4 protein-coding genes are annotated in these 4,335 nt (G+C 68.5%); 2 read left to right on the forward strand and 2 right to left on the reverse strand.

Annotated features, from left to right (window positions below):
• Both lipJ and ABW137_RS09250 read right to left on the reverse strand, forming a co-directional pair.
• On the reverse strand, positions 1–1,337 hold a 1,337-nt coding region (gene lipJ / locus ABW137_RS09245), incomplete at its 3' end, for a bifunctional lipase/adenylate cyclase LipJ (protein ID WP_526399112.1).
• Between the two features lie 9 nt (positions 1,338–1,346).
• On the reverse strand, positions 1,347–2,258 hold the full coding sequence (locus ABW137_RS09250; protein WP_526399114.1) for an iron-sulfur binding domain-containing protein: 912 nt from the start codon (positions 2,256–2,258) through the stop codon (positions 1,347–1,349).
• 25 nt (positions 2,259–2,283) lie between these two features.
• Here ABW137_RS09250 and ABW137_RS09255 point away from each other — a divergent pair, with 25 nt between their 5' ends.
• Both ABW137_RS09255 and ABW137_RS09260 read left to right on the forward strand, forming a co-directional pair.
• On the forward strand, positions 2,284–2,898 hold the full coding sequence (locus tag ABW137_RS09255) for a carbonic anhydrase (RefSeq protein WP_526399116.1): 615 nt from the start codon (positions 2,284–2,286) through the stop codon (positions 2,896–2,898).
• A 66-nt stretch (positions 2,899–2,964) separates the two neighbouring features.
• Entirely contained in the window at positions 2,965–3,753 is a 789-nt protein-coding gene (locus ABW137_RS09260; RefSeq protein WP_526399117.1) for a hypothetical protein, read from the forward strand.
• Positions 3,754–4,335 lie beyond the last annotated feature (582 nt).

Below are 4,335 nucleotides of genomic sequence, written 5' to 3' on the forward strand. Positions count from 1 at the left end.
AGGCACCACGCGCCTGGCACGCCTCTGAGGTCGTGCTCGCCGCGGTCGGTGAACGTCCGGCGTGAGCCGGTGACGATCTCCTTGACCGTCGAGGACACCAGGACCTCGCCAGGCCCCGCGAGTGCCGAGACGCGCGCGCCGATGTGCACTGCCATGCCCGCGATGTCCTGGCCCCGCATCTCGACCTCACCCGCGTGGATTCCGACCCGAACCTCGATGCCCAGCCCGCGTACGGCGTCGACGATGCCCTCGGCGCAGTCCAGTGCGACGCTGGGGCTGCTGAACGTTGCCACGAAACCGTCACCGGCCGTATTGACTTCACGACCGCCGAAGCGTTGCAACTCCCGGCGCACCAGGATGTCGTGGCTGTCGAGCAGGTCTCGCCAGTGATCGTCGCCAATGGCCGCAGCGCGTTCGGTCGATGCGACGATGTCGGTGAACACGATCGTGGTGAGCACGCGCTCGGCATCCGAACCGCCGCGCTTGCCGGTGACGAACTCCTCGATCTCGGCCAGGATCGGCAGGGTGTCGCCCACCCAGTAGAGCGTGTCGGAGCCCGGCAGCTCGACGTAGCGCGCGCCTGCGATGTGATCGGCCAGATACCGACCGTGACCGACCGGCACGAAGTGGCACTCGTCGCGATGCATGATCAACGTCGGCGAGGTGATCGACGGCAGGGTCTCTCGCGCGTCGGCTTCGACGAGTGCCTGACTCGACCGGCGGGCCATGCTCGGCGAGGCGGCCCGGTTGCCCGCCGCGTCCCACCACGTCCGGAACGCCTGATCACGCGACACCGAAGGGGCGACGAGTCGCAGTACGTCGAACCCCTGCTCGACGGCGTCGGGCTCCATCGCGACCGTGGTGAACGGGTTGGCGCCCCCAAAGTGCGCGCCGACCTGGTAGTCGGGCGCCCACATCGCCCTTGCGGCCGCGTTGAGGAGCACCAGGCCAGACACCCGCTCAGGATGCTCGGCCGCCAGGACCAGCGCACTCATGGCGGTGAACGCCGATGCGAGCAGCGTGGCCCGCTCGGAGCCGACCGCATCCATCACGGCCAGCGCGTCCTCGGCCCAGCAGGCAGGCGTGACCTTGTCGGCACCGATGCGCGACGACATGCCCATCCCTCGGTGGTCGAAGCGGATCACTCGACAGAATGACGACAGCCGCCGATAGAACCGGTACATCGTCGGTTCGGAGTCGATCGAGTCGATCGGGATGAACGGTCCGGGCATGACGACCAGATCGAACGGTCCATCACCGAGAACCTGGTAGGCAATGTCGAGATCGCCTCGCGATGCGTAGCGAGTCCGGGGTGCCCGCGAAACGGGTACGGCCACGCGTTCAGGCTAGTTCACGGCGCCTGACTTGACCCCGGCTTCGCCACCTTCGGAGCCACCTTCGCCGCTGAGCGCGAACAGGCCCTCCGACGTCTGCTCCACGAGGCCATCGGTCAGCAGTGAGCCAAGCGCCCGGTCCCGTTGCGCCGTGTCGGTCAGCCACACCACGTCCAGTTGCGCTCTGGTGACCGGAGCGGCGTTGGCGCGCAATACGTCCAATAGGCGTCCGCGAACCTGCCGATCGGTGCCCGCGTACTTCTGCGCTCGACGCGCGGGAGCGGTCGACGGTGGGAATCCGGCCGACCGCCACGCGCAACTGGCGAGTGGGCACACCCCGCAGCGGGGTGAACGGGACGTACACACGATCGCGCCCAGTTCCATCAACGCTATCGAGAAGCGCGGCGCGCGAGCATCATTCGGCAGCAGCGCGGCCACGTCGGCCAGATCGCGCACGCTGGCGGGGGAGTCCGCCCGGCCGTGGACCGCGCGGGCGACGACGCGCCGGACGTTGGTGTCGACGACGGGAACCCGCTTGCCGTACGCGAAGCACGCCACTGCCCGTGCGGTGTAGGTGCCAACGCCCGGCAACGCCAGGAGGGCGTCGACGTCGGCGGGGACGACGTCGTCGTGCTCGGTGGCGATCGCCGTCGCACATTCGTGTAGGCGCTTGGCGCGGCGCGGATAGCCGAGCTTGCCCCAGGCGCGGAGCACGTCGGCCGCACTCGCCGCCGCCGTGGCGGACGGCGTCGGCCAACGGGCGATCCAGGCCAGCCAGATGGGTTCGACCCTGGCGACCGGGGTCTGCTGCAGCATGAACTCGCTCACCAGGATCTGCCACGCCGACACCCCGGGCTGCCGCCACGGCAGATCGCGGTGGGCGCGGTCGTACCACCGTAATAACTCGCCGCTATCAACCGTCACGGCCGACTCCAGGCAGAATGTGCGCATGCCGAATACGAGTCCGATAACCGCATGGAAGGCACTGAGCGAGGGTAACGAGCGCTTCGTTGCAGGGAAGCCCGAGCATCCCAGTCAGAGCATCGAGCACCGAACCAGCCTCGCCGAGGGTCAGAAGCCGACGGCCGTGGTGTTCGGCTGCGCGGACAGCCGGGTGGCCGCCGAGATCATCTTCGACCAGGGCCTCGGAAACATGTTCGTCGTGCGGACCGCAGGTCACGTGCTGGACTCCGCCGTCCTCGGGTCCATTGAGTACGCCGTGACCGTGCTCAACGTCCCGCTCATCGTCGTGCTGGGTCACGACAGCTGCGGAGCGGTCAAGGCGACGCTGTCCGCTCTGGACGACGGCGAGGTGCCCGGCGGCTACGTGCTCGACATCGTCGAACGCGTGACACCGTCCATCCTGCTCGGGCGCAAGGAGGGACTGACCAGAGTCGACGAGTTCGAGGCGCGCCACGTCACCGAGACCGCCAAGCAACTGGTGAGCCGCTCGACGGCCGTGTCCCAAGCCGTGCAGGCGGGCAGGTTGGCGATCGCGGGGGTGACCTATCAGCTGGCCGACGGCCGGGCCGTTCTGCGCGAATCCGTCGGCGACATCGGCTGAGGTTGGCCCGCGACACGCCGAGCGAGGTCGAACGGGTGCGCTCAAGCTCGCCTTACCGTGGTATTCGTGCTGGAAACTGAACCGCATAGCCCGCTGCCGCCGGAGATTTACCGGCGCCGACGGTTTCTCGCGCTGGGTGTCGGGGCGCTCGTTCTCGTCATCGTCGTGGTCATCGGCGTGGTGGTGTTCAGCAACAGCACCAGCGGAGAGACGACGGATGCTCCGCCGGCCGCCACCGCCACCGCCGCACCGCCGACGCCGCTGCCAGGGGAGAACCCCGAAGTGAAGTCCCCGGTCCTGCCGCCCGCCCCGCAAGTCCCAGCGCCGACGCCAACGCCCACTGCGGCCGTCGTGCCGCCGCCGGTACTGCAGGAGGGCGAGGACTGCCCGGATTCGACGCTCGCCGTCAAGGGCATCACCAGCCAGCCCGACTACGTCATCGGCGATCAACCGAAGTTCACCATGGTCGTCACCAACATCGGCCTCGTCGCGTGCAAGCGTGACGTCGGCGCTGCAGTGCTCGCGGCCTACGTCTACGGTCTGGACAACAGCCGGCTGTGGTCCAACCTGGACTGTGCGCCGTCCAACGAGACGCTGGTCAAGACGTTCAACCCCGGCGAGCAGGTAACCACCGAGGTGACGTGGACGGGGATGGGATCGGCGGCGAACTGCCCGCTGCCCCGGCAACCGATCGGACCCGGCACGTACAACCTGGTCGTTCAGCTGGGCAACTTGAGGTCGGCCACGGTTCCGTTCATCCTCGCCGAGGCCGCCGTGCCGCCGCCGGGTGAGGCGCCGCCGGCGGAGGTCGCTCCGGCACCGCCCGCCGACGAGGTCCCGGCTCCTGCGGGTTAAGCGTCACCAGACCGTCGCGGTCCAGGGTCCAGGGTTTGGCTTCGTTGCTGCTTCGTCGAGTTCGCGTTCCCGCGGTCATTTCATCGACGGTGCGGGCGGGGGCTCGTCCGACTGATGTCAGTGACGCCCGAGTCCCCGGATCGCCGCCGGAAGCGTTGGTATGCGCATCCGCGTCTGACTCCAAGGGCGTCGCCGATCGCTTGCCATGACAAGCCCTGGTCGCGGCCCGACAGGATGGCGGCCCGCAGGTCGTCTTTGGCAGCCACGAGGGCATCTCGTCCCGGACTTCGTTTGGCTGCGTCCACCGCCGCCGCGGCATCGACGATCTCTCGGATCCCGGTTGCCTCGAACGGTGAAGACGGGAGCCTGTAGCTGGTGTTCATCGCTCTTGGTCACCGGCCTTCCTCGCGGGCGCGTTACCCGACTCCATCGACCTTCCGCCGACAGAGCGTCGGCAACCAGGGCCGTTCGACCCTGAGCGCGGTGACCAATGGCCTCAGCGCCTAGACGGACGCAGGTGATCGCCTTCGGCGGCCTGGGGTCACGCCATCTGATCGGTGATCGTCGACTCGGCGAGTTGGG

It is taken from the genome of Mycobacterium sp., assembly GCF_040509115.1.
In the GTDB taxonomy this organism is placed as follows: Bacteria; Actinomycetota; Actinomycetes; order Mycobacteriales; family Mycobacteriaceae; genus Mycobacterium.